This window comes from Dysgonomonas gadei ATCC BAA-286, assembly GCF_000213555.1.
GTDB lineage: Bacteria > Bacteroidota > Bacteroidia > Bacteroidales > Dysgonomonadaceae > Dysgonomonas > Dysgonomonas gadei.
In genome coordinates this window covers 145,832-172,462 of record NZ_GL891986.1, presented here as the reverse complement: position 1 = coordinate 172,462, position 26,631 = coordinate 145,832, and the positions used below count along the sequence as shown (strand labels likewise).

The 26,631-nt window shown below is 39.4% G+C and carries 18 protein-coding genes; 12 read left to right on the top strand and 6 right to left on the bottom strand.

Annotation, left to right across the window (positions count from 1 at the left end; all coding sequences use genetic code 11):
* The first annotated feature begins 254 nt into the window (after nucleotides 1-254).
* Nucleotides 255-1,208 (top strand): hypothetical protein, encoded by a 954-nt coding sequence (locus HMPREF9455_RS14570; protein WP_006800488.1) that lies wholly within the window; start codon nucleotides 255-257, stop codon nucleotides 1,206-1,208.
* Between the two features lie 155 nt (nucleotides 1,209-1,363).
* On the opposite strand, the gene HMPREF9455_RS14565 is transcribed toward HMPREF9455_RS14570, so the two are convergent.
* Together HMPREF9455_RS14565 and HMPREF9455_RS14560 are read right to left on the bottom strand one after the other, a co-directional pair.
* Nucleotides 1,364-1,690 carry a hypothetical protein gene (locus HMPREF9455_RS14565; RefSeq protein ID WP_006800487.1) on the bottom strand — a complete coding sequence of 109 codons (327 nt, stop codon included), beginning with the start codon at nucleotides 1,688-1,690 and terminating at the stop codon, nucleotides 1,364-1,366.
* A 143-nt stretch (nucleotides 1,691-1,833) separates the two neighbouring features.
* Nucleotides 1,834-2,868, bottom strand: a complete 1,035-nt coding sequence (locus HMPREF9455_RS14560; protein ID WP_006800486.1) for a glycerophosphodiester phosphodiesterase family protein — start codon at nucleotides 2,866-2,868, stop codon at nucleotides 1,834-1,836.
* Nucleotides 2,869-3,336: 468 nt separating this feature from the next.
* Here HMPREF9455_RS14560 and kbl point away from each other — a divergent pair, with 468 nt between their 5' ends.
* Complete coding sequence (gene kbl, locus HMPREF9455_RS14555; protein WP_006800484.1) at nucleotides 3,337-4,533, top strand: glycine C-acetyltransferase; 1,197 nt, start codon at nucleotides 3,337-3,339, stop codon at nucleotides 4,531-4,533.
* 3 nt (nucleotides 4,534-4,536) lie between these two features.
* Nucleotides 4,537-5,496 (top strand): NAD-dependent epimerase/dehydratase family protein, encoded by a 960-nt coding sequence (locus HMPREF9455_RS14550; protein WP_006800483.1) that lies wholly within the window; start codon nucleotides 4,537-4,539, stop codon nucleotides 5,494-5,496.
* Between the two features lie 60 nt (nucleotides 5,497-5,556).
* Here HMPREF9455_RS14550 and HMPREF9455_RS14545 read toward each other — a convergent pair whose 3' ends face one another.
* The 3 genes from HMPREF9455_RS14545 to HMPREF9455_RS14535 are packed head-to-tail and all read right to left on the bottom strand — an operon-like array spanning nucleotide 5,557 to nucleotide 9,186.
* Complete coding sequence (locus tag HMPREF9455_RS14545) at nucleotides 5,557-6,432, bottom strand: TolB family protein (RefSeq protein WP_006800482.1); 876 nt, start codon at nucleotides 6,430-6,432, stop codon at nucleotides 5,557-5,559.
* Nucleotides 6,433-6,462: 30 nt separating this feature from the next.
* Entirely contained in the window at nucleotides 6,463-6,708 is a 246-nt protein-coding gene (locus HMPREF9455_RS14540) for a hypothetical protein (RefSeq protein WP_006800481.1), read from the bottom strand.
* Between the two features lie 15 nt (nucleotides 6,709-6,723).
* A complete protein-coding gene (locus HMPREF9455_RS14535) occupies nucleotides 6,724-9,186 on the bottom strand; it encodes an endonuclease MutS2 (protein WP_006800480.1) in 2,463 nt (820 codons plus the stop codon).
* Between the two features lie 1,884 nt (nucleotides 9,187-11,070).
* Between HMPREF9455_RS14535 and feoB the strand changes: the two genes are divergently transcribed.
* From feoB to serB, 9 genes are all read left to right on the top strand, one after another.
* A complete protein-coding gene (gene feoB / locus HMPREF9455_RS14530; RefSeq protein WP_006800479.1) occupies nucleotides 11,071-13,560 on the top strand; it encodes a ferrous iron transport protein B in 2,490 nt (829 codons plus the stop codon).
* Nucleotides 13,561-14,047: 487 nt separating this feature from the next.
* Nucleotides 14,048-17,239: a SusC/RagA family TonB-linked outer membrane protein gene (locus HMPREF9455_RS14525; RefSeq protein ID WP_006800478.1), complete on the top strand. Its 3,192-nt coding sequence runs from the start codon at nucleotides 14,048-14,050 to the stop codon at nucleotides 17,237-17,239.
* A 22-nt stretch (nucleotides 17,240-17,261) separates the two neighbouring features.
* Complete coding sequence (locus HMPREF9455_RS14520; RefSeq protein ID WP_006800477.1) at nucleotides 17,262-18,785, top strand: SusD/RagB family nutrient-binding outer membrane lipoprotein; 1,524 nt, start codon at nucleotides 17,262-17,264, stop codon at nucleotides 18,783-18,785.
* Between the two features lie 18 nt (nucleotides 18,786-18,803).
* Nucleotides 18,804-19,517, top strand: a complete 714-nt coding sequence (locus HMPREF9455_RS20780; protein WP_006800476.1) for a BT_2262 family domain-containing protein — start codon at nucleotides 18,804-18,806, stop codon at nucleotides 19,515-19,517.
* Nucleotides 19,518-19,532: 15 nt separating this feature from the next.
* On the top strand, nucleotides 19,533-20,240 hold the full coding sequence (locus HMPREF9455_RS14510; protein ID WP_006800475.1) for a lipid-binding protein: 708 nt from the start codon (nucleotides 19,533-19,535) through the stop codon (nucleotides 20,238-20,240).
* Between the two features lie 832 nt (nucleotides 20,241-21,072).
* Complete coding sequence (pyrE, locus tag HMPREF9455_RS14505) at nucleotides 21,073-21,702, top strand: orotate phosphoribosyltransferase (RefSeq protein ID WP_006800474.1); 630 nt, start codon at nucleotides 21,073-21,075, stop codon at nucleotides 21,700-21,702.
* A gap of 15 nt (nucleotides 21,703-21,717) precedes the next feature.
* Nucleotides 21,718-22,158 carry a hypothetical protein gene (locus HMPREF9455_RS14500; RefSeq protein ID WP_006800473.1) on the top strand — a complete coding sequence of 147 codons (441 nt, stop codon included), beginning with the start codon at nucleotides 21,718-21,720 and terminating at the stop codon, nucleotides 22,156-22,158.
* 3 nt (nucleotides 22,159-22,161) lie between these two features.
* Nucleotides 22,162-23,502 carry an argininosuccinate lyase gene (gene argH, locus HMPREF9455_RS14495; RefSeq protein WP_006800472.1) on the top strand — a complete coding sequence of 447 codons (1,341 nt, stop codon included), beginning with the start codon at nucleotides 22,162-22,164 and terminating at the stop codon, nucleotides 23,500-23,502.
* A gap of 32 nt (nucleotides 23,503-23,534) precedes the next feature.
* Complete coding sequence (gene serB / locus HMPREF9455_RS14490) at nucleotides 23,535-24,755, top strand: phosphoserine phosphatase SerB (protein ID WP_006800471.1); 1,221 nt, start codon at nucleotides 23,535-23,537, stop codon at nucleotides 24,753-24,755.
* Nucleotides 24,756-24,983: 228 nt separating this feature from the next.
* Here the strand turns inward: serB and HMPREF9455_RS14485 are convergent, their stop codons facing one another.
* A complete protein-coding gene (locus tag HMPREF9455_RS14485) occupies nucleotides 24,984-26,597 on the bottom strand; it encodes an ABC-F family ATP-binding cassette domain-containing protein (RefSeq protein ID WP_006800470.1) in 1,614 nt (537 codons plus the stop codon).
* Between the last annotated feature and the right edge of the window lie 34 nt (nucleotides 26,598-26,631).

Genomic DNA, 26,631 nt, shown 5'->3' with positions numbered 1-26,631 from the left:
ATTTTATAGTTTAGGCAATAAAGATATGAATTATACGATAGACAAACGGAATAATAGCAATGAAAAGCATTTGTCTGCCATGATGTTTTATAGCAGGGATATCTTTAATTGAGGATAATATATTATCTTTGAGCATTAAAAATGCACGTCTTAACTAGCAGGGGCAGAGCAGAATTTATTTTGATCCTGCCAAATCTTGCAAAAGTACTTAATGTTATAGCGCCTATATTAAATAGTATCATTAATATTAAAAAATGAAGATCTTTACATACTACCTTATCTGTATCTTATCTGTTCTTGTCATATTTTCTTCGTGTGGCGAAGATATAATGCTTTATCATGAGAGGGAACCCGAACCGGAACCAGAGCCCGAACCGGAATATTATTGGTTGTTGGAAAGTGTGGATTATCCGGAATATAATAAGTTGGAAATGCAGTCCCGAGATGATTTTACCCTGACATACAATGATGCTGATTCCATAATCGTAATAGATAATGATGGGGGAGACTACATTCAGGTTGATTATAAAGACAAATTTTTCTCATTTTCCCGCGTAAGGGGTTCTTCCGCGACAAGCCGGACATCGGATAGCCTGTTGATTTATCTGAATGAGAATAAGCAGATAGATTATGCCCTGCATGTGACCAATACAGAGACATTTAAGGACGGTGAGTTGGTTTCGAACAGAAGAACATGGAACGATTCCACCGTTTGTAAATATAATGCGGAAGGCTACATGACCAATATGGATCATTATGATTACAGTGGAAATAATAACTCCCTGTCATATGCCGAGGAATATGTGATTACAGACGGCAATATAACCGAAGTAATCTCATCGGCGGGTTATCGTCATATATATACATATGACAAGACTGCATATATTAAGTCGGCAAGCTATGTGTATGAAATGCCTCTGAATACAATAAGCATAAAGAGCAGGGGAGGATGCTGGTTTATGTCCAGTCTGCCTTTTCTGTCGGCTAAATATCTAGGAAAGTCGAGTGTGAACAACGTATCGCGAACTATTATAAAGAAAACAGAAAGAAACGGAAGTGAGTCGGATTATGCTGACATCGCGTATAAATATGTTCTTGATGAGAATAATATGTTAAGTACGGCGACACTTTCCGGAACGGTTAACGGAGAACGTATTCCGGATGATTTTGTATCTAAGTTCTCTCATTTCGGAAAAGAAAAGAAATAATATAAGAAAGTCCGGCATTAAACCGGACTTTCTTGTTTAATCCCGACTTAGTTACAAATAATGAACGAAGAATTGAGAGATATTCATTACCTAACCAAGCCGGGAGGCTAAGGGGGCAGCCTTATATTTTCAGATATTATCTACGGGCGGATATATCATAATACTTCTCCTGTGGCTTTACTGACTTTTACTATATCGCCTCTTGTCCCACTGATATACCATATTCCGTTATCCAGGCTTACCGAAAACGGTTCCTGTCCGGCTAGCAGCGGTTTGGCTATCGCCATAGCCGACAGTATGGTTGGTACAGCGTTATTACAGATTGTCGATGTAAAAGATTGGTGTTTCTGTTGTTCTTCGGATTGAGCTAATACTTCAGTGTTATTTTTGTACTTATCTCTGGGATTACCTTTAAATTGATAGAATATAGCGGAAGCTATCATCGATATCAGGCAGATAGGGTATATTGCAGTCTTACTCATAATAATCTAAGTTTTATCGGTTACGTTATATAGAGGGATATACAGTATATATTCCATAATAAGACTCCTGTTTTTTCTTTATAGAAAATAAAAAAGCGCTGAAATGATTGATTTTCAGCGCTTCCTGTGTTTAATTCTATCTTCTATTTTTTAGCATCCAGTATTTCAAGGAGAATTTCCGGTTCGTCAGTGGTAATGTAATCGATATCCTGATTGAGCATTGTCTGCATATCTTCAGTCTTGTTCACAGTCCATGCATTGGTTAACAAACCTATGGATTTTGCTTTCTTTGCCAAATCCGTATCTTTAATAAAATTACCGTAATGATAGTCTATACCCGACATTCTTTCCGCTTTCAGTTCTTCGAGCGTTTTATCAGCTTCCAGATAAAGAATCTTAGCGGTTGGGTCCAGCTCCCGGATACGTTTTGCCGCATCGAAGCTAAATGTTATATAATCGGTCCATGCCTGCGCATTCATACGATGTACTATACGGACAGCCGAATCGGCAACGGCTTCGCAACGTTCTTTTCCTTTCTGTGAGGCCTTGACTTCCAGTACCAGGCGGGTCTTGTTTTGTTCTTTAATACATTTGATATATTCTTCGAGGCTTGGCAGTTTGTCTCCGTCTTTCAATTCTATTTTGAATAATTCGTCCGCTGTGGTTTCTTCCACTTTTTTTCCTCCTATTTCGGGATCGTGTGAGAGGATAACCTTATTATCGGATGATAGCCATACATCGAATTCAGAGCCTTCGCAGCCTATTTCTATCGCTTTTTTCAATGACTTTAATGAGTTCTGGCTGGCGTCATGGTTTTTCCACGCTCCACGGTGTGCGATAACCTTGTTTCGGATAAAGTTGTCTCTGACCAGTTCGAAGGTTTTCTCTCCGTCTTTGGTTTTTACCGTGATTTCGAATCGCCACGGAGTGGATTTTGTGATTGTAGCATTTTTTTTAATCAGTAAATGCCCGTCTTCGCTCAATACAAACAAGTTAGCCTCATCTTTTATCAAGGAGATTTTTTCTCCGGCCGGAATATTAAATTTTCCAACTTTTACACCCCTTTTATTGTTTTTAATCAGGTAATTATCTAATACTAACAGTTCTGTTGCCGATTGTGAATACATGATGGTCTGGCTTGAGAATAAAATAAAAAATAAGAACAATAACTTTTTCATAATTATATTTTTAGACATTAATCGTATATTATACTATATACTATGAATATATGCAGTAGTAGATACGTTATAGTTGAAAACGGGCAAACTTAGCATTCTTTCTATAAAAATTTATCTATATACAGGAATAGATAATGATCTTGAATAGTCAAAGATAAAAAGTAAGAAATGAAAAAGTGTGTATAATCTGTTACTTTTGTTACCTTTTTTATTAATAAATTGAAAATTGATTATTTATCAGGTGATTATAGGTTTTTCGAAGAAATGTAACAGGGCTGTGTAATTTGTAAAAAGTGTTACTTTTGTTACCTTTTTTGATTATTACGATACTGTATTTTAGATTTAGTTGGGATACTTTTGTCATTTCATTTTTGAAGGATTTTATTTCTCTTATTTTGAAAAATATTTCCAATTAATATTTATTCTATCAGTTGACATTTTATTACCTTTACGTTAAAAATTAAGACTATGAATACCTACTCTAGCTTTCAAAAGTATCTTCAAAATGAACTGACCGATATACAATCGGCAGGATTGTACAAAAACGAGCGTATAATAGTATCTCCACAGGGGGCATCTATACGTGTAAACACCGGACAAGAAGTCCTGAATTTCTGTGCCAATAATTATCTTGGATTATCAGACAATAAGGAGCTAATCGAAGCCGCTAAAGAGGCTATGGACTCCCGCGGGTTTGGTATGTCTTCCGTAAGGTTTATCTGCGGTACTCAGGATTTACATAAACAGTTGGAAGCAGCTATCGCCAAGTTCTTCGGCATGGAAGATTCGATCTTGTATGCAGCTTGTTTCGACGCTAATGGCGGCGTATTCGAACCGCTGTTGAGCGATCAGGACGCCATTATTTCCGATTCATTGAACCATGCCTCCATAATAGATGGCGTACGCCTGTGTAAAGCTGTTCGTTACCGTTATGCAAATGCGGATATGGAAGATTTGGAGAAACAGTTGAAACTGGCACAGTCGCAACGTTTCCGGCTGATAGTGACAGATGGTGTATTCTCTATGGACGGCAATGTGGCCCCGATGGATAAAATATACGAACTGGCACAAAAATACGATGCCATGATAATGATAGACGAATCACATTCGGCAGGTGTAGTCGGTAAAACCGGCCGTGGAACTACCGAATTATTTAATCTGCGTGGTAAGGTTGAAATTATCACGGGTACTTTAGGTAAATCGTTTGGGGGAGCCATCGGTGGATTCACAACAGGTAAGAAGGAGATAATAGATATGCTTCGCCAGCGTTCACGCCCTTATCTGTTCTCAAATTCCTTACCTCCGGCAATCACTGCGGCAGGGATTAAGATGTTCGAGATGATGGAACGCACGAATGAATTACAGGATAAATTGCATGCCAATACAGACTACTTCGTGGAAAAAATGAAAGCGGCAGGTTTTGACATTAAGCCTACGCAATCCTCCATCTGTGCGGTAATGCTGTACGATGCGAAGTTATCACAGGATATGGCCGCCCGGTTATTGGATGAGGGTATTTATGTTACAGGATTTTATTATCCGGTAGTACCTAAAGACTTAGCGCGTATCCGTGTGCAAATATCGGCAGGACATGAGAAAGAACATCTCGACAAATGTATAACAGCTTTCACGAAAACAGGAAAAGAACTAGGTGTAATTAAATAAACGATGAAGAACATTCTTATAGTAGGTAGTACGGGTCAGATCGGCTCGGAATTGAGTATCAGGTTGCGCTCGATTTATGGAGACGGTAATGTAATCTGCGGATATTATAAGCCGCCTTATCCCGATGGTTTCTTCGATTGGGGACCGACAGTGGAGATAGATGCAACCGATATAAAGCAAATTGCAGATGTTGTAAAAAAATACAAGATAGATACTATCTACAATCTGGCAGCTATATTGTCTGCTACAGCCGAGAAAAATCCTAAATTGGGATGGGATGTAGGTGTAGGCAGCCTGATGAACTGTCTCGATGTGGCCAGAGAGTTCAATTGTGCAGTATTTACTCCAAGTTCTATCGGCGCATTCGGCCCTAATACTCCAAAGGATAAAACGCCGCAGGATACAGTTCAGCGTCCGAAAACCGTATATGGGATAACCAAGGTAATGGGGGAATTACTTAGCGATTATTACCACGACCGCTGGGGAGTGGATACCCGTTCGGTTCGTTTTCCGGGTATTATATCCAACCTTACCCACCCGGGCGGTGGAACTACCGACTATGCCGTAGAGATATACTATAATGCGGTGAAAGAGGAGAAGTTTATCTGTCCGCTTAAGGCTGGAACTTTTATGGATATGATGTATATGCCCGATGCACTGAACGCAGCTATCAACATTATGGAAGCTGATCCTGATAGGCTGGTACATCGCAATTCGTTCAATATAGCGGCAATGAGTTTCGACCCTGAGATGCTGTACAAGGCTATTAAAAAGCATTATCCCGATTTTGTAATGGAATATGATGTAGACCCGTTGAAGCAGGCTATTGCCGATTCATGGCCCAACTCTCTGGATGATACCTGTGCCCGTCAGGAATGGGACTGGAAACCTGAATACGATCTGGAGAAGATGACCGCTGATATGATAAGTGTACTCAAAGAGAGGGAAGTACATTTGATTTGATAATAGATAGAGTTAGAAAGCATGGCAATAGAATCCATGCTTTACTTCTCTCTATAAATCTTATTCTTCTATACTGAAACTGACAAAAGCAAAGCGTTTGCTGTCCGGCGCCCATGAGTTTACATTAAAAGTACCCTGTCCGCCGAATAATTTGACTAAAGTCTGAGGTTCACCTCCTGTCGCAGGTATCATTCGTATCTCTACATGTTTGTAGCGGAGATGTTCGTGCGGTTCGAGATCCCCTTTCCTGTATGCGATATATACGACATTCTTGCCATCTGGAGACAGGTGTGGAAACCAGGAGTTACTATCGTCATCAAACGTTATCTGTGTCTGTTCACTACCGTCGGTTTTCATCCGCCATATCTGCATCAGTCCCGTACGCACGGAGTTGAACCAGATGTATTTGCCATCGGGAGAATATTCGGGTCCGTCATTCAGACCTTCGGATGTTGTCAGGCGGGTTTCATTGGTTCCGTCAATGGAAATTGTATATACATCCATTTCCCCGTTGCGGTTGGCACAATAGGTAAGCATTTTTCCATCCGGACTCCATCCGTGCATATAGCTTGGCAGGGAAGGAGTTACCTGTTTCGGTTCCCCACCCTCGTCCGGTAATACGAATATTGTGGGGCGTCCGTCCGGTAATGAGCGGTGGCTGATTGCCATTAACCTTCCATCCGGTGATACCAGATGGTCGTTGTTGCATCTGGTGGCGAAGCCTGTATCAATTAATTCCGGCTCTCCGAAAAAATCTGCCGGGAGTTTATATATCAACCCTTCACTGTTATATATCAGATGTTTGCCGTCAGGCGTCCAATCGGGAGCTTCTATCAGATAAGGAAACTCTTTCACGATGGTTCGTCTGCCAGCCGTAATATCGTATATTTCAAGGATACTGGTAACTTTGGATGGCTCGGTTTGTTGTGACTGCATAATGTTATGACTGTTTTTTCTGATAGATAATTATTCTAAGTACAATAGTTTTATTGCAAGATAGCAAAGAATAATTAACATAGCGTATATTATCGGCGTAATAATAATTATGGCTGCCGCTATATGAAGCTTCTTAGGCTTCTCCGGTTTAGCTCTTCTTTTGAATATGCGCCAACAGATAAACCATACGGGTATGGCAATGACAAGTAAGGCTATTATGGCGCCGGAGCCAAAGCCTAGAGAAAATCCGCCGGAAGGGTCAATATTTATATCCATAGTTTTAAAGCTTATTTAATTCAGGTCTACAACCGTAATACCTGTACCACCAAATTGGACATGTTCGTCCTGATAATTATGTACACCCGGTACTGTACGTAAGTAATCCCGTATGATTTGCCGCAGTGCGCCCGTGCCTGTTCCATGCAGGATACGCACACGGGATACCCCGACAAGAATGGCGTCGTCAATGAAGTACATAACGGCCTGTAAGGCTTCGTCTCCACGCATGCCGCGTACGTCTATATCCTGTTTGAAGTTGAGTTTCTTCTCGCGCATATCGTCGCTTACGGCAGCGCTGACCAATGTACTCTTCGAATCCCGTTTGACCTGATTCTTACTTACATATTCCAGTGTGTCGAGCTTGGCTGTCGATTTTATCATCCCGAAAGCCACTGTTGCATTACCTCTTTGTATATCGAGTACCTGCCCTATAGATGTTTGCCCTTTTATGCGGACATTATCACCGATGGTAATTGCTTGAGTTTTTTGCTTTTCAGGAGCCTTTTCTTTTTGTTTCTTATTTTTCTCCTTGTCCTTTAGCTTCTGTATTTTCCGGGTAATCTTATCATCGGAGAAATTATCTTCATTATCCAGTGTCGATTTGAATTCACTTAACGCTTGTCGCGCCTGCTTAGTTTTCTCTTTATCGGCTTGTGATTCACGGATCGTGCGGATAGTATTCTCTATCTTGGCATTTGCCTCCGACATAATGCGTTCAGCATCAGCCTTTGCCTGACGGATGATTTCTTTTCGCTGCTTTTCTACAGCCAGCAAGTCGGTTTCGTAGGTCTCGGTAACTTCTTCGAGCCGTTTTTCCTTTTGACGGATGCTTTGGCGTTTGGTTTCCCAATAACGTTTGTCGCGGACAATATCCTGTAGATATTTATCCATATTGATATAATCGCTGCCTACTATTTCCGAAGCATCGGCAATAACATCTTCAGGCAATCCTATCTTCCGTGCAATCTCTATGGCAAACGAACTGCCCGGATTTCCTATGGATAAGGTAAACAGAGGTTGCATCAGATGGCGGTCGTATAACATGGCTCCATTTATCACCCCTTTGTTTTCATTGGCAAAGTGTTTCAGATTCTGATAGTGGGTGGTGATTACTCCGAAAGCGCTTTTTTCATTGAAACGTTTCAATAGAGATTCGGCAATTGCCCCGCCTATCTGGGGTTCGGTACCTCCGCCAAATTCGTCAATGAGCAGGATGGTCTTTTTATCACAGTTCCTGACAAAAAACTTCATGTTGGTCAGATGGGAGCTATATGTACTCAGATCGTTTTCGATCGATTGTTCATCTCCTATGTCTATGAATATATGGTTGAATATCCCGACCTTAGAATTCTCATCCAGAGGAATCGGCAAACCGCATTGTACCATATATTGGAGCAGTCCTACTGTTTTCAGGCAAACAGATTTTCCTCCGGCATTCGGTCCTGAAATTATCAGCAGCCGGTTGTCTTCTTCCAATTCTATATCGAGCGGTACTATTTGTTTATTCTGCTTGCGGTGCGAGAGAAACAGCAGCGGATGTTTCGCCCTGTACCAGCGTATTATTTGTTTATCTTCTATAGATGGCTTGATGGCACTCAACTCGATAGAGAATGTAGCTTTTGCCCGGATGAAATCGATCATAGCCAGAAATTCATACGATTGTAGTATCTCGGGAACCAGTGGGCGTAGAACGTCAGTAAAAGCAATGAGTATTTTAATTATCTCGCGTCTTTCTTCGCTTTCCAGTTCACGTATCCGGTTGTTTGCTTCCACTACCTCGGCCGGTTCTATAAAGACTGTCTTACCTGAAGCAGATTCGTCATGCACTATCCCTTTAATCTTCCGTTTAAATCCCGGAGCAACGGGGATAACCAGCCGTCCATCACGCATGGTAGGTGTTACATCCTTTTCTACAAGGCCTTCGCTTTGCGCCAGACGTAATATGGCATTCAGACTTTTAGATATGCCTCCCGATATATGGGCCATATCTTTCCGTATACGGTGCAATTCGGATGACGCATTGTCTTTTATGCGCCCGAACTTGTCGAGGATATTGTCTATTTTACTTATCAGCTGAGGAAATACAACCACTTCCCCTGCTAATGTATATAGATGAGGGTAGGGCGTATTTTCTTCATCTTCTTTTTTCAGAAAACTTACAATGTCACGAATTGTCTGCAAGGAGCGTCTTAAATCGAACAGTGCATTTTCGTCTATCCACGTACCTTCTACTTTGATGTTCCGTAGCGACGGGCGTACATCAAGGAAATAATTCGTTGGAAAATCATCTTCTTCCTGTGTGATGCGCATGAATTCCTCTGTTTGGGAGAGGCTTTCAGTAATAAATGTATAATCGGAAGAAAAAGCCATATTCTCTACTTTTTCCTCTCCTAGCGGACTCAGGCATCTAGCCATGAGTAATTGCCGTATTTTGTCAAATCCTATTTTCGATTCGAAATTCTCCGGATATATCACGTTGTGTTCATTTTAGGATGCAAAGATAAAAATTTTAGTTATAAGTTATAAACTATAAGCTTTAGCTGTAAGGTTTGAAAATTGGCAATTATAATTATCGGTCGTTTTTGTGTTGTTTAACTATATTTGGTTAAAATCTGACACATCTGACAACTTTTTTACTATTTTATGCCGTTGTTTTTTACATCTGTTAACTATATGTGATTAAAAAGTAACAAAGGTAACATAGGAAACAATTAATAATGCGAATCAGTAGTTGAGATTTAATGTTCATTATTTTCTGCTCCACTTCGTTCCGCTTAAATGTTCATTTTGGCATTGCCCAAAACGAACCAAAAGGCTAGCGCTTCTGTTGAGTCGCCTACGCTCCTCGATTTTCAATTCCTCGGCGACCCAAAACCGTTTCGTCGGCTGAATCAAACAAACGGGCTATCGCCCCGTTTGATTCTACGCCGCCTGCAACGGATTGGGTACCCCGCCTGCGTCACTAATGCGCGAGGGCTGACGCACGTGGAGCTAAAGCATGAAGAGCCTCTGTCCTGTCGCCGCATCGCGGTAACGGCCTCGTCCCGCAGGCGGGGCACCCAATCCGTAAAGCGGAGGTGTAGGGCAAAATAGGGTAGCTGCTATACACGGCTGATAATCCGGCTAAAAATGATTCCGTATTATTTTGCCCCACCGGAGCTGCGGTTTTGGGTCGCCGGAGGGATGCAGCCTTGATTTTTGTAACTTTTTATCAAGAAAAAGTTAAGAAAAACAAGCCGGCAGGCGCGTTAGAAAAAATAGAACAATTTTATCCTACAATAATTGCTTTAACTACTGATTGGCATTAATAATTAAGAATTAAGAATAAAAAATTAATAATTAGCTTATCGTGTTGAGCAGAGCCGAGTATCCTGTTTATAAAAAACTCCGTGTTACTCCTTTTACTCTGTGTTTAAATAAAAAGTAACAGAGGTAACACATATTTCAGCTTTTAGCTGATAGCTATTAGCCGTTAGCTTTGGCTATCGCACAAGAGACTTTAGGGTAAACATAAATACAGTTCTTTCAACTTTGTACTCATTACTTAAAACTTATTACTTGTTAAAAGGTTACAAAGGTTACACTATTTCACTCATTTGCTAATATGCTAATATGCTAATCTACAGATTTACGAATCAATTTTTCAAAGAGCTATAAGTTAATAGTTAAAGACTACCAGCTTATTATATAGATAAACTTTCTCAAAAAAATTAAATTGCCTACGTTTAGATTAAATTATATCGTGTAAAATTTGCGAAATAAAAACAAAATTGTAATTTTACCGCTGGAAGAAAGGTGAGCGAGGCGTTGGATTATTATATTCCTCATCCCTACGGAAATACTTTTTACTTAACTTGTTTATTGAATTTACAAACAACCTTAGCAATTAATTTGCCCCAATAAAAGAAATATTATTTTTTGCAAAATTACAGAAGATTACTACAGTATTTATCCACGTAAGTAGCAATTATTATTATGATTAAATTTGAATTAAGTTGTTTGTATCATTAGAATGATTTTGATATAATTCATATATACAAAACCAATGCGGCAGAGACACAATCGGATATATTGGGCATTTATTACTCCGACGATGGTTTTTATTATAAAAAATATAGTTTCATGCTTTTGCTTGTGAAAGTGGATTTGTGAGATTCGACCATTGAAGTATAACCTCTAAAGCATTGGTTTTTTTATTTGCTTATAATACTCCTAAAAAAGTATCTCAAATAAAATATATTCAGGAATGAAAGATGGTTCTTTTTTATATTCATTCTAAATAATGCGCATAAAAGTTCTTTGTATCTAACAAAAAATACCCATCTTTGTAGCTCTATTATTAAATGAAAGATTGTTGGTATGCTTTTATCAGACCTGAGGACAGGAGAGAAAGGTGTTATTGTACGCGTCAATGGTAGCGGGGCCTTTCGTAAGCGCATCATGGAGATGGGCTTCATCAAAGGAAAAACCATTAAAGTCATCCTGAATGCTCCCCTAAAAGATCCGATCAAATATAAAATTATGGATTATGAAGTTTCTCTTCGCCGTAGCGAAGCGGGACTTATTGAAGTAATTTATCCCGAAATAAATAAAAAACAAGAGTTTCTGAAGACGGAATCGTCTTTCAATGGCGATTTGTCTCATGAAGAATCTTCAATAGAAGAGTATTCTTCTAAAATTAAGAATAGCCCAAATAGCAAGAAAGTTATAACCGTGGCTTTAGTCGGTAATCCCAATGCCGGAAAAACATCCTTGTTCAATATTGCTTCAGGGGCACATGAGCATGTGGGTAATTATGGAGGAGTAACGGTCGATTCGAAGGAGGGACGATTTAAACATGGAGGTTATACATTTAAGATAGTCGATTTGCCCGGGACATATTCTTTGTCAGCTTATACTCCGGAAGAGCTTTTTGTGAGGCGCCATATTGTGGAAGATAAACCTGATGTTATCATTAATATTGTGGCTGCTTCCAACCTGGAAAGGAATTTATATCTGACAACTGAGTTGATAGACATGGAAGCTCCAGTGGTTATCGCATTGAATATGTATGATGAGCTGAAAGAGAGCGGAGGTGAATTTAACTACGGGAAATTATCCAAGATGATCGGTATTCCTATGGTTCCGACGGTGGCCAAAACCGGAATGGGGATAAACGATCTTTTTGATACGGTCATACGAATGTATGAAGATAAGGAGCCGATCGTGCGGCGGGTACATATATCTTATGGTAATATAGCAGAGAACTCAATAAGCAGACTTAATATAAAACTTGAAAAGGATAAATCTACCCAGCTTATTTTTCCCCGTCGTTATATTTCAATAAAATTGCTTGAAAAAGATAAAGACATTGAGTCTTATGTGTCTACTCTTTCGAATGGCAAGGATATACTGGCGACAAGGGATGCAGAAATAAAATATATTGAAGAAACACTAAAAGAAGATACAGAGTCGACTCTCACAAATGCCCGTTATGGTTTTATCGCCGGAGGGTTGAAAGAAACGTTGAAGGAAAAAACGAATGAGTCGGACCGTACACGTATTATTGACTCTATCGTTACAAATAAATATCTGGGATTCCCTATATTTTTCTTCTTCATGTGGGTGATGTTTGAATGTACTTTTCGTTTGGGCGGATATCCTATGGAGTGGATTGAGAATGGGGTTGCGGCATTCGGGGATTTTATCCGCGGAACTATGCCTGAGGGCATGCTCAAAGATTTGATTGTAGATGGTATTATAGGAGGAGTAGGGGGAGTAATCGTCTTTCTGCCTAATATATTAATATTGTATGCTTTCATCTCTTTTATGGAAGATTCGGGTTATATGGCCAGGGCTGCTTTTATAATGGATAAGGTGATGCATAAGATGGGATTGCATGGAAAATCTTTTATTCCTTTGGTTATGGGTTTTGGGTGTAATGTGCCGGCTATTCTGGCTACACGTACCATTGAGAGCCGCAATAGCCGTATGATAACAATGCTTATCAATCCGTTTATGTCTTGTAGTGCCCGGTTACCTGTCTATTTGCTTTTTGTCGGAGTATTTTTTAAGCCTTACGCAAGTTTTGTTCTTTTCGGGCTTTATTTTATAGGTATATTGATAGCTGTGATATCGGCGCGGCTATTTAAGAAATTCCTCTTTCCGAAAGAAGATACCCCGTTTGTAATGGAATTGCCCCCATATCGAATGCCTACATTGCGTGCTGTATCTATACATATGTGGGATAAGTCGAGGCAATATCTGAGAAAAATGGGAGGCGTTATTTTGGTTGCATCCATTATTATTTGGTTTTTGGGGTATTTTCCCCGGGATAAAGAACGTGAATTGCAGTTTGATAATCAGATATCCAGAGTAGAGACACAGTTTGGTAACAATGAAATAGATGATAATCGAAAGACTGAATTGATAGAGGAGGTTGAAGACCAACGTAATATTGCACATCAGGAAGAGTCTTACATTGGTCGTATCGGGAAGACTATAGAGCCCGTGATGCGTCCTTTAGGTTTCGATTGGAAGATAAGTGTGAGTTTGCTTTCCGGTATGGCTGCTAAGGAGGTTGTCGTGAGTACTCTGGGTGTTTTATATACAGGAGACTCCGAGAATCAGGAATCACTGGAGACCCGCCTTGTGAGTGATACCCAGGCCGACGGTACACCGACATTTACACCATTGGTTATTGTCAGTTTGTTACTTTTTGTACTGATTTACTTTCCATGTGTCGCTACTATAGCTGCAATAAAGGAAGAATCAGGATCATGGAAATGGGGTGTTTTCAGTATCATTTACACTACTTTACTGGCTTGGATAATATCATTTTTGGTCTATCAGATTGGAAATATGTTGTAGTTTTTACTTTTTTTATTTTAATTTGATGCTTAATGCCTATATTTTATTGATATAGTATCCAGGAAGTGTAAATATTAGTTTCTCTTTCATATTTATGAGAGAATACGAATGGAAAGTGTTAAAATGCACTTTTCATTCATCGTGAAGAAGCACATTTTCAGAGTGTACTTGTCGTCTTGTCTTTTTATTTCTTTCAAAATAACATATTTTTAACTAAAACATAACAATTGATCTCTGATTTTATATTTGATTGACTTTGAATGCTTTCATATTGTTATATTTTATATAAATTAATCCAAAATTTTTTTTTTCGTGAAAATTGTCTAAATTTGCATATCAAAAAGCAAACTGATGCTAAAAAGCCCAATATGGTATTAAATTGTTAAATTGATATAAGATTAGAAGGGTTGCTTTTATTTTGAATGACAAGTGTTTGTATGTAATTGGGTTTGTATGTTGTTTTAATTTTTAATAAAGTAGTGTTTGTATGAAGAAAAGAGTGATGTTAATTCTATCCTGCTTATTTCTAAGCATAGGATTTATCGTAGCACAAACAACAAAAATCTCCGGTACTGTTGTCGACAGTAACGCTGAGCCTGTTATCAGTGCTTCGGTAGTAGTGAAGGGGACTACTGTTGGTACCGTTACAGACGTAGACGGTAAGTTTTCCATAAATGTACCCGAAGGAAGAAATACTTTGGTGTTTACATTGGTGGGAATGAAAACTGTAGAACTGAGGATGTCTCAGGATATGAGAGTTGTAATGGAGAATGATGAGCATCTGTTGCAGGATGTTGTTGTTACAGCTTTAGGGGTTGCAAGAGATAAAAAAACGCTCGGATATTCAGTATCCTCAATCAAGGGTGATGATATTGCCAATTCGAGAGCACTAAATCCGATGTCTGCCCTTCAGGGTAAAGTTTCAGGGGTAGAGGTTTCTTCATCCGGAACTCCGGGAGGAACGCAAAACGTAACTATTCGTGGATTTAACTCTTTTGGAAATAACCAACCTCTATATGTGGTAGATGGTATTCCTCTTACCAATAAACAGAATCAGTCGGGAAGTATTTCCGGAGGTACAAATACGCTGAATAGCCAGGCTGATTTTGGTTCAGGTATTAATGCTCTGAATCCGAATGATATTGAGAGTATGACTGTCTTGAAGGGGTCTGCTGCATCGGCTTTGTATGGTTCTCGTGCTGCCCAAGGGGTTATCATGATTACTACTAAGTCGGGAAAAAATACTAACGGAAAGCTGAAAATAGAATATAATGGTGGTATAACCATTCAGCAGATCGGACGTTTACCGGACGAGCAACAGATGTTCGGTCAAGGTTGGAGCGGAGATCGTGCCTTGGATGAAAACGGAAGCTGGGGTGCCCGCTTCGATGGTAAAGACCGAGTTTGGGGTAATGTGGTGGACAATAGCCAGAAAATAAAACCTTATAATTATCTGAAAAACCGTATACGTGATTTCTATGATTTGGGCTTTGGGTACAACAATGCACTTTCATTGAGCGGTGGTACAGACAAGACCTTATATCATCTGTCGGTATCACATAACTATCTGGACGGGCCTATTCCGACCAATACCGATTCTTACAATCGCTTTACAGTTGCTTCTAACGCATCCCATAAAGCAAATAAGTTATTAATAAGTTCTTCTTTTAATGTCAGTGTAGAAAAGAATCGTGTATCGACAACGGGACAAGACCAATCAGTATATCGTTCATTAAATGAAATTGCGACAGATATTTCCATTGTCGACTTGAAAGACTACAATGATAAATTTAATAATTTGGACAATTATTTTACTCCATATGGTTTAAATCCATATTTTGTATTAAGTGCTAAGGAAGCATTGCAGAGGAAATATAAATTCTTTGGAAAAGTTCAACTAGACTATGATTTGCTAAGTAATCTCAAACTTACTTACCGATTTGGAGGTGACTATGAAACGTCTACTGCCGATATGCATTTCGATGCAGTTTCTTTTACTCCTGGTTCTTATAATCAAAAAGGTCCATCCAATGCGGGTAGTTACTCACAGGATAAAAGAGATTACCTGCAGGTTAACCATGACTATTTTGCTACATTCAATGAGCGATTTGGAGATTTTTCTTTGAATGCAATTGTTGGAGGAAATGCCAATGAACAGAAAATGACTCGTTTATATGGATCGATTTCTTCAATTGATATCCCTGGTTTTTATCATTTATCCAATACGCTTACCCCGGCCGTTGCCGAACAAACTAGTGACCGTTACCGGATAGTGGGCGCTTATGTTAATGCAGATTTAGGATATCAGGATTACCTCTATCTTACGCTTACTGCGCGTAACGACTGGTCTTCAGCATTGCCTAAAAAGAATAACTCTTTCTTTTATCCGGCAGCTATGTTGAGTTTCATTGTTTCTGATTATATGAAACTGAAAAATATTAATACTGGCCCGCTTGATTATGCAAAAGTAAGATTATCCTACGGACGGACAGGTAAAGACACAACTCCTTATTTCGTCTACGACCGCTTTGTTGTTGGATCAGTACTTAATCCGGGTTTCCCGAATGTTGACGATCTATCATTCCCGTTAGGAGGTATCAATGGTTATACAATCTCCAATACGTTAGAAAATCAGAATTTGAAACCTGAGTTGACCGATGAATTTGAAGTTGGGTTTGAAAGTTCTTTTCTCGATCAGCGTATCGGTCTTGAATTTTCATACTATAATAAACTGACAAAAGGATTGATTGCTACAATGCCAATAGACCCAACAGCTGGTTATACAGCCCAAAGGGCTAATTTAGGGGATGTACGCAATAGTGGAATAGAATTATCTCTTTCTTTAGTTCCTGTAAAAACCCGGGATTTCCAATGGGATATCACATACAATTTTACTAAAAACAATAATAAAGTGGAAACTTTAGGTGTTCCTGAAGTTTATTTGGGTGGATACGGAGGAATAGGTATTTACGCTGTTGAAGGCAAGCCGCTCGGTCAGTTTAAAACCCAAAAGGCTTTGACTGTGAATATTGATGGTGTGGACCATACCGTGGTCGATGGAGCCGGGAATCCTCAGCCAACCCCTAATGAAGTTTTCTTGGATAAAGATATTAACGAAAAATACCGGATGGGATTGACCAATACCTTTACATATAAAGGTATTTCATTGTCGGCAACATTAGATCTTCGCTATGGAGGATATATTTACTCCTATTCCAAGGACTATCTGGGCTGGGTAGGTAGTGGCCCTGAAACGGCATATAATGATCGAAACCCATTTCTTATACCAAATTCGGTTGTGCAAAATGGTACGGATACTAACGGTAATCCTGTGTATGTTGAAAATACGACTCCCGTCGATCCAACATCTTTAAATACATTTTATAGCAATGGTGGATTTGAATATTCGGATAATAATGTTATCGACCGTTCATACTTGAAACTTCGTAATGTAAGTCTGGCTTATCAACTACCGAAAAAAATCTGTGAAAAACTTAGGGTTTCTTCTTTAAGGGTATCAGCTACAGCGTCCAATATACTGCTGTGGACTCCGAAAGATAATATGTATATTGATCCGGAAGTAACAACCTGGGGTAACGACATTTCTTCCAAATTCGGGGAGTTTGCATCCACACCTCCGTATCAATCCTATGTGTTTGGAGTACAACTGTCATTTTAAAAGCGATTAAACAGTAAAGATTATGAAAAGAAAATTATTAATTATATTATCCGCTATCTTCTTATTGTTCACAACCGGATGTAGCGATTGGTTAGATATTAATCATGATCCAAACGCATTAGCAGAAGTGCCGGATCCAAAAGTATTACTGCCGGCTGTAGAAATGGGTGTTGCCAACAACCTCATGGGCTGGGATTTCGGATTTGGTGGAGCTTATTGGGTAGAATACTGGGCTCAGTCTTATACGGCATCTCAATTTAAATCATTAAGTGAATACCTGCCGCAGGAATTCAATACAGCTTATCAGTCTCTGACAAGTCAGCCAATGCTTGATTTGGAATATATTAAGGCCAATACGAAAGACAGCGGAAATAACGGATATTACTTCGTTGCAGAAGCTTTATCTATTTTTACTTGGCAAATCATTACCGATGTATGGGGTGATATGCCTTATTTCGAAGCATTAAAGGCTAAAGAAGGTGTTTATCATCCCAAGCAGGACAAGCAGGAAGATATATATGCTGATTTATTAAAGAGGATAGATGATCTTTTGGCAATTGATTTAACCGGATCTTCCATTGACGGAACTTACGATTACATATATAAAGGTGATATGGCAGAATGGCATAAATTTGCCTGTGCGCTGAAACTGAAATTGATGATACGTCTATCTGAAACTTCTCAATATGATAATGCTAAAACATTGAACTATATTAAGAGTACGGATATGTTAACGTTGAGCGCTAAAATCTCCGGCAAAATATGGAACGATGATATGGAAGGTAAACGCCATCCTATGCGCGAATTTCAACAGGGGGAGGCTAACTATATTTCAACAAATGTAATTGCTTGTAAATCATTTTTTGATTATTTGGTCGTAAATGACGATCCTCGTTTGGCTAAGCTGTTCTCTGGTACAAAAGCTGCATTTTTCGGTGATTTCAACTCGAAAGAAGACTCTGATGGAAACGGCACTACAGACGATAAAGAAGCATATGCTACTGTTGTTTTACCTGAGGATATGGATTTGATGTTGATGACGGATTGGGAGGTGAATTTTTACATTGCTGAAGTGTATGCCCGTGCAGGGGATGCTAAAGCTAAGGATTATTATGAAGCCGGAGTGAAAGCATCGTTGAATCAGCACGTTATTGTTGATGCGAACAAAAATCCCGATTATTCTATTTTGGAAACTGGCTATGCTAAATGGACCGGTGGTAATGCAGAGACCCAGATAAAACAAATTGCCATGCAGAAGTGGGTGGCTAATTGTAACTATCAACATATAGAAGCATTTTTGGAACGTAACCGCACTAAATATCCTTCAGTAAACGAAATTGATATCGCTGCCGACAGGAAGAAGGCGTGGATCAATTTTCCTGTAGGCGACCTGACAATATCGGTTAGAGGAAGAGCCTTGTTGGGCGGTAATTTGCCGGCTTCTCCTTTATATCCTTCATCTTATAGGGACAGAAATAATAATGCACCTTCACAGAAGCCAAATGTTGGAGAGAAGGTATGGTGGAATCAAAAACAAGGTAAGTAATTGCAAAAATTGAAGAATATGAAAATATTATATAAATATAGTCTGATAATCGCCTCTCTATTTTTTCTTTTATCCTGCGATAAAGACACAGAAGATATTTCTAGAATCACCTATTATTGTGAGTTAGATCTCAAAGGCGGCACTGTAGAATTTGTATCGTTGGGAGGTACATACACCGAACAGGGATGGATTGCTTCTGAAAATGATGAAGATATTACAGATAAAGTAGCTGTCTCAGGTACGGTAAATCCGCAAGTAGCAGGTCTTTATCGTTTGGTCTATTCGGTAAATAACTCGGATGGATATCCAACATCGGTAGAGCGTAAGGTAATCGTTTATGATACAACACCTTCTGTTATAGAAACGGGCTTCTATCATGTAGATGCTTCAAGCAGTCGTAGTGGGCTTGGGGGAGCGGCAGGATCACCTGCTACAGAATTTAAAACAGAGCCGCCTATAACAATTTATCAGACAGCGCCTGGGAAATTTTATATATCAGATTTGTTTGGCGGCTACTATAGCATTGGACGCGGTTATGGTGCAGCATATGATATATCCGGTATTGTTGCATTTGATGGTACCAATTTTTCTTTAGTAAGCAGTAATGTGACACCTTGGAAGGATAAGCATACAGCCGTAAGAGGAACTTATAATGCAGAAGCAAAAACATTGGAGCTTCAGGTTGACTATTCATCCTTTACTTTTCACCTGAACATAGTTCAAAATCAATAATAAGGTATAAATAATATGAGAAATTTAGGATATATAATAAGTGCTTTCATTTGCATGGCTTTAACATCGTGCTTGGAAGAAAAAGATAACTGGTATACAGAAACTGCAGCGTTGGACGGTCGCTATGTTGTAGCAACAAAATGTGCAGAATATTCTTCTGATGATACTCCTATCGAAGATGGGCTAGAGGCTATGATCTATAATTCAGCAGCTAATGTAAAAGATGAAATTTGGATTGATGCTAAAGTTGCAGGTACAGCAGTCAAAGGTAAGTTCAAAATAACTGGAGATGCTTCAGGCTTTAAAGGAGTAGATGCAGAAGTTAAAAACGTAAGAGACCTGACGTCTTATATATATGTAGATGGTAGTGTATATGATCCCGCGACATATACAAAACCGACTGCAGTTGGTCAGTTAATTGGTGGTATTCAATTATATACCCGTATAACGCTGGTAGAGGGAAAAGTTACTCCCAAAAGTGCTACAACTATCGGAGGTAATATATCAGATGGTGTTTATATTAAAACTATAATGCATCATGATTATGTGCAATTTATAGGAGTTCTGGTGCCTGAGAAGGATTGGAAGGTTCCCGGTGTGCCTGAATTCGTGTGGGAATTAAAAGATGGAAGTAATACACCAGCTGATAGCGATGGTTGGGATGAGACATGGACTCTCGAGGGTTATCGTTATACAGGATATCCTGAAGATGCAGCTCATTAATTCATTGTTATAGAGAGATTATTGTATTTTATTGCAAAATCATAAATATTTAAGCAGTAGTAAGGTATACCTTGCTACTGTTTTACGTTTATATGTTTTTATTTCTTTTAACCCTCTATTAACGCCAATACCCAGATTTCTTATATACCTTTGAACACAGAAAAGGAGGATATATAAGATATGTTTCAAGAAATAATAGTTGGTATAATTGGATTTTGCGTAGCTGTATTGATAATCTATAAAGTATACGGCTTTTTCTTTTCAAAAAATGAACAAAAAGGAAGTTGCGGATGTTCAAATTGTGGATGCAGTACAAAGCAGAAGTCAGTTAAATATTGATATATTATTTGCGTATCCGGATTATTCTATCTATTTTTGATATAGAAAATAAAACAAAGCTTAGTCTAAGTCGTGTTGGTCGATTGGGAAGCTCATCAATTAATAAAATATCCGAGACAAGCTTTTGATTCTAATGGCGGGCCACACCTCCGGGTTGCTTAGCACGGTGGATTACAAAGGGATCGAAGCGCTCAAATCCTGTTTTACGGAGTTTCGGCTATATCCACCAATACGACTTTTATATACAATGGGAGTTATCCGAAAAGGGTAATTCCCATTGATTTTATTATTAATTACCCTCTTAAATAGTAGAAAATATTTACTGGTATATTCCCAATCATATGCCTGGTATTGGACGTTATATCCACCAAAATAGTGGGAGAGTCTATATTTTATTCACATTTTCTTTATGTTATATTTTCTTTTATTCTACCTATTAATTGTATATTTGTAGCCAGATAATGTTGATTGTTGTTATTTAGAAAAGATAAATATGAACACTTTAGAAAAACTGACAGCTGAGAAGCTTCTTAGTATCAGAGCCATCAAACTACAGCCATCCAATCCATTTACATGGGCTTCGGGCTGGAAATCACCGATCTATTGTGATAATCGAAAATTGATATCGTATCCCAGAATACGCACATTTATAAAAATCGAACTTAGCCGTTTGATTATAGAAAACTTTCCGGAGGTAGATGCGATTGCAGGAGTGGCTACAGGTGCTATTGCTCCCGGAGCATTAGTCGCCGATGCATTAGGATTGCCTTTTGTATATATTCGTTCAACACCGAAAGATCATGGATTAGAAAATCTGATAGAAGGTGAATTGAAGCCCGGAAGTAAAGTTGTTGTTGTAGAAGATCTTGTATCTACTGGCTCCAGTAGCTTGAAGGCCGTGGAAGCTATCCGTCGCGACAGCTCGGATGTTATCGGTATGGTTGCTAACTTCACTTATGGTTTCCCTATTGCTACAGAGAAGTTTAATGCTGCAGGTGTTCAGCTATTGACATTGACCAACTATGATGCCGTTTTAGACGAAGCTTTGAGAATAGACTATATTGCCGAATCTGATCTTGAAACTTTGCAGGAATGGAGAAAGGCTCCCGCCGATTGGAAATAAACTGGTAAAAATTGCATGACAGAATTTGTTAGTGAGATAAAGACGATCCCGCATTCTGATGCGGATGTCTATACAGTGCTTTCCGATCTGAACAATCTGGAATTAGCCAAAAATATAATACCTCAGGATAAAGTCAAAGATTTTACTTTCGATACCGATTCATGTACTGTATCTGTCGATCCTGTAGGTAAGATCAGATTTGTAGTGGTAGAGCGTGAACCTAATAAGACTATTAAGTTTCAGGCCGAGCAATTACCTTTTGGTGTGACTATGTGGATACAATTAGTATCAATCAATAGCGCTGAAACTAAAATGAAGCTAACCATAAAAGCAGATTTGAATCCATTTTTGAAACCAATGGTTAGTAAACCATTGCAGGCAGGATTGGACAAAGTGGCCGAAGGTTTGGCCGGACTACCCTACAACGATATATTGAATAAAGGAACAATAGAATAAAGAATGAAACTTTGGGAAAAGAGTGTTCAGGTAAATAAAGATGTAGAGTCTTATACAGTAGGGCATGACAGGGAGTTGGACATATATCTTGCTCCATATGATGTACTTGGGTCTATGGCTCATATCACAATGCTTGAGTCTATCGGGTTGCTTACCAAAGATGAATTATCGGTTCTTCTTAAGGAACTGAAAGAAATTTATAGCATAGCAGTTGCCGGCAAGTTTGAGATAGAGGATGGAATAGAGGATGTACATTCGCAAGTGGAATTGATGCTTACCAGAAGATTGGGAGATATAGGCAAAAAGATACATAGCGGACGTTCCCGCAACGATCAGGTACTAGTAGACTTGAAGCTCTTTACCCGGGATCAGATTCATACACTTGTTGACTCTGTTACAGCCCTGATTGATGTTCTCCTTATCCAAAGCGAAAAATATAAAGATGTCCTGATGCCGGGATATACTCATTTGCAGATCGCGATGCCGTCGTCATTCGGATTATGGTTTGGAGCCTATGCCGAAAGTCTGGTAGATGACCTGCAATTGCTTCTGGCGGCATATAAAATATGTAACCGGAATCCTTTGGGCTCGGCCGCCGGATATGGTTCGTCATTCCCTCTGAACAGGCAAATGACCACAGACTTGTTAGGTTTTGATTCTATGGACTACAATGTGGTTTATGCTCAAATGGGGCGGGGCAAGATGGAGCGTATAGTGTCATTTGCCATAGCAAGTATAGCAGGCACATTATCGAAGCTGTCATATGATGCATGTTTGTATAATAGCCAGAACTTTGGATTTATCAAATTAGCTGATGAATATACAACAGGCTCGAGCATTATGCCACATAAGAAGAACCCCGATGTATTTGAGCTGACACGTGCTAAATGCAACAAGCTGCAGGCATTACCTAATGATATAACTTTGATAATAAATAACCTTCCTTCAGGATATTTCCGCGATTTGCAGATTATCAAAGAACTATTCATTCCATCATTTGAGGAAATGAATGATTGTTTGCATATGGTGGCACGTATGATGAATGAGGTGAAGATAAATGAAGATATACTTGATGATCGTAAATATCTTCTCATATTCAGTGTAGAAGAGGTGAATAGATTGGTGTTGGAGGGCGTTCCTTTCCGAGATGCGTATAAACAGGTAGGTTTAGATATCGAAAAAGGAAACTTCAGCCATAATAAGAAAGTGAACCATACACACGAAGGCAGTATAGGTAATTTATACAACGACCATATAGACTTATTGAAGCAACAAGTCATTGGTCAGTTCAATTTCAGAAAAGTGGTGTCAGCCGAGCAGGCATTACTCGGCTCTATTAATTAACCCCGATATTATAAGAAAGAAGTTCTCTTGATATGGAAGATTCAGAAATAATACTAGCTAGTCTGTCCGGAGAGGATAAACCCGGTGTGACAGCAGCTCTAACTGCCGTATTGGCAAAACATAACGCGAATATTCTTGATATAGGTCAAGCCAATATACATCATTCGTTGTCGTTGGCGATTATGTTTGAAGCAAAAAATGCGGGAGAGGTAATCAAAGATCTCCTTTTTAAAGCAACAGAAGTAGGTGTTATCATCCGCTTTTCTCCTATTAGCAAAGAAGAGTATATGCGCTGGGTATGCATGCAAGGTACAAAGAATCGCTATATTGTAACCATGCTAGGGCGTACACTTAGCCCCAGCCAGATATCGGCTGTAGCGCAAATAAGTCAGAAGTACAAACTCAATATAGAAAAGATAATACGACTAACAGGACGTGTTCCGCTGGAGACAGAAGAACGCCCCAGCCGTGCATGCATAGAACTGGCAATACGAGGTACCGTAGATGATGTTCAGCAGTTGAAGCATGACTTTATGAAACTTGCCGATGATCAGGGTATCGATATCGCATTTCAGGTAGAAAGCATGTATCGCCGTATGCGCCGTCTGGTTTGTTTCGATATGGACTCTACTCTGATTCAGACAGAAGTGATAGACGAACTGGCTGAACGTGCAGGAGTAGGAGAGGAGGTGAAAGCCATTACCGAATCGGCTATGCGTGGTGAGATCGACTTTTCCGAAAGCTTCAAGAAAAGAGTGAGCCTTCTCAAAGGACTGGATGAGTCCGTGATGAAAGATATTGCCGAGAATCTACCTATAACAGAAGGGATGACCCGCCTTATCCGCATATTGAAAAAGAGTGGTTGTAAGCTGGCTATTCTTTCCGGAGGATTTACCTATTTTGGCAACTATCTGAAAGAGAAATACGGGTTCGATTATGTGTATGCCAATGAGCTTGAGATAGAAGATGGTAAACTTACCGGAAACTATGTAGGCGATATTGTCGATGGCAAACGTAAAGCTGAGCTACTGCGTTTATTGGCCCAGGTAGAGAAAGTAGATATGCGCCAGACTGTAGCAGTCGGAGACGGAGCCAATGATCTACCTATGCTTGGTATTGCCGGACTGGGCATTGCTTTCCATGCTAAGCCTAAAGTAAAGGCGAATGCTAAGCAATCATTATCCACTGTTGGATTGGATGGTATCCTTTACTTCCTTGGATACAGGGATTCGATGCTTGTAGGCGAAGAGTGAATAATAATATAAGCGAAATCTTCATTATACTTTCAAAGCATCCTGATAAACCCGTTTATGTTTTGCCTGAAATAACTTTCGTACCTTAGTAAGCATTGTTTGATAGGCTTAGAACCGAAATTGTGTAAAAGACTGTAAGCCAATATTTCAAAGAACGTTTCCGATATTAAGTTATATAGTAGAACGGGCGTTTTAGCTACACCCGTTCTCATCCTTTTATAATTGGATTTATTTATACATCTTCTCTCTCAAAGCCTTTATTTCATCAGACGTGATATAATCGTCATAGTCCATGATTTTATCGATAGTGCCGTTCGGAGTAAGTTCTATCACCCTGTTACAAACCGTTTGTATGAATTCATGGTCATGCGAAGACATCAGTACATTACCTTTGAATTGTATAAGTGTATTATTAAATGCTTGTATAGATTCCAAATCCAGATGATTTGTCGGTGAATCCAGTACAAGGCAATTTGCGCTTTTCATCATCATACGGGCAATCATACAACGCATCTTCTCTCCTCCCGACAACACTTTGGTATTCTTCAGTACTTCTTCTCCGGAGAATAACATTCTGCCTAAGAAGCCCTTTATGTAAATCTCACTGGTATCGTCAGAGAACTGGGCAAGCCAGTCGATAAGGTTCAGGTCATCTTTAAAATAATCGCTGTTATCCAGTGGCAGGTAGGCCGGAGTTATAGTCTGTCCCCAGCTGAATGTCCCTGTGTCAGGTTGTACATATTCGTTTATTATTTCGAAGAAAGCGGTCATGGCACGCGGATCTCTTGACAGGAAAATTACCTTATCTTCTTTCTCTATATTGAAACTTACATTATCAAACAGTTTCTTGCCTTCGATAGACTTGCTTAGCCCGTTTACTTCCAGTATCTTATTTCCCGGCTCACGATCCGGGCTAAAGATAATACCCGGATATTTACGGGACGATGGCTTAATTTCTTCGATATTCAGCTTCTCAATCATTTTCTTACGGCTGGTAGTCTGTTTGGACTTCGCTACATTGGCACTGAAACGGCGGATAAATTCTTCGAGTTCCTTTTTCTTTTCTTCCGCTTTCTTGTTTTGCTGTTGTTGTTGGCGTAGTGCCAGCTGGCTCGATTCGTACCAGAAGCTGTAGTTACCGGCAAACATGGTTACCTTGCCAAAGTCGATATCTACAGTATGAGTACATACCGAGTCGAGGAAGTGACGGTCGTGCGATACGATCAGAATTGTATTTTCTGCATTCGCAAGATAATTTTCCAGCCACATCACAGTTTCTATATCGAGGTCGTTGGTAGGCTCGTCGAGCAACAGATTGTCCGGATTGCCGAAAAGCGCGCGGGCAAGAAGGATTCTCACTTTCTGTTTACCGCTTATATCTCCCATTATCTGATAATGCAGTTCTTCCGGAATTCCAAGTCCGCTAAGCAGCATAGCAGCATCGCTTTCAGCATTCCAACCTTCCAGTTCCGCAAATTTTTCCTCCAGTTCCGAGGCTTTGATACCGTCAGCATCTGTAAAATCTTCTTTAGCATACAATGCATCTTTTTCTTTCATTATATCCCAAAGTACTGTATGCCCTTGTAATACGGTATCCATCACCGACTGGCTGTCGAACGCAAAGTGATCCTGCGCCAATACAGAAAGCCGTTCACCTGGCCCCAGGGCAAAAGTTCCGCTGGTTGCATCTTTTTCTCCACTCAGAATTTTCAGGAAAGTGGATTTTCCTGCGCCATTGGCTCCTATTATGCCATAGCAATTACCGCTTGTAAACTTCAGATTCACATCTTGAAATAATACACGTTTACCAAACTGAATACCTAAATTTGAAACTGTTATCATCTTTTCTTTCTTTGTATACTTTATATATAGATAA